Raw genomic sequence first — 533 nt, 5'->3', positions numbered from 1 at the left:
TTTTTTAATTACTATGGATTATAAAAGAAAACACGAAAAAACACGAGTCATTTGACTCGTGTTTAGTTGCTTGGCGACGTCCTACTCTCACAGGGACAAGGTCCCAACTACCATCGGCGCTAGAGAGCTTAACTTCCGTGTTCGGTATGGGAACGGGTGTGACCTCTCTGCCATCATCACCAAACTATGAAGGCATATTCCTTCAAAACTAGATAACATTGCTACATATTATATGGTTAAGTCCTCGATCTATTAGTATTCGTCAGCTCCACATGTCACCATGCTTCCACCTCGAACCTATCAACCTGATCATCTTTCAGGGATCTTACTAGCTTACGCTATGGGAAATCTCATCTTGAGGGGGGCTTCATGCTTAGATGCTTTCAGCACTTATCCCTTCCGCACATAGCTACCCAGCTATGCCCTTGGCAGAACAACTGGTACACCAGCGGTGCGTCCATCCCGGTCCTCTCGTACTAAGGACAGCTCCTCTCAAATTTCCTACGCCCACGACGGATAGGGACCGAACTGTC

General features: G+C 46.5%; 2 rRNA genes. Both read right to left on the bottom strand.

Annotated elements, in window-relative coordinates:
* Nucleotides 1-68: 68 nt before the first annotated feature.
* Nucleotides 69-184, bottom strand: a 5S ribosomal RNA gene (rrf, locus tag DW297_RS16560).
* Between the two features lie 48 nt (nucleotides 185-232).
* A 23S ribosomal RNA gene (locus DW297_RS16555) occupies nucleotides 233-533 on the bottom strand; the annotation flags it as partial.

It is taken from the genome of Microbacterium sp. PF5 (assembly GCF_004794315.1).
Taxonomy (GTDB): Bacteria; Actinomycetota; Actinomycetes; order Actinomycetales; family Microbacteriaceae; genus Microbacterium; species Microbacterium sufflavum.
The sequence above is the reverse complement of the archived record's forward strand: the minus strand, read 5'-3'. Positions and strand labels throughout refer to the sequence as shown.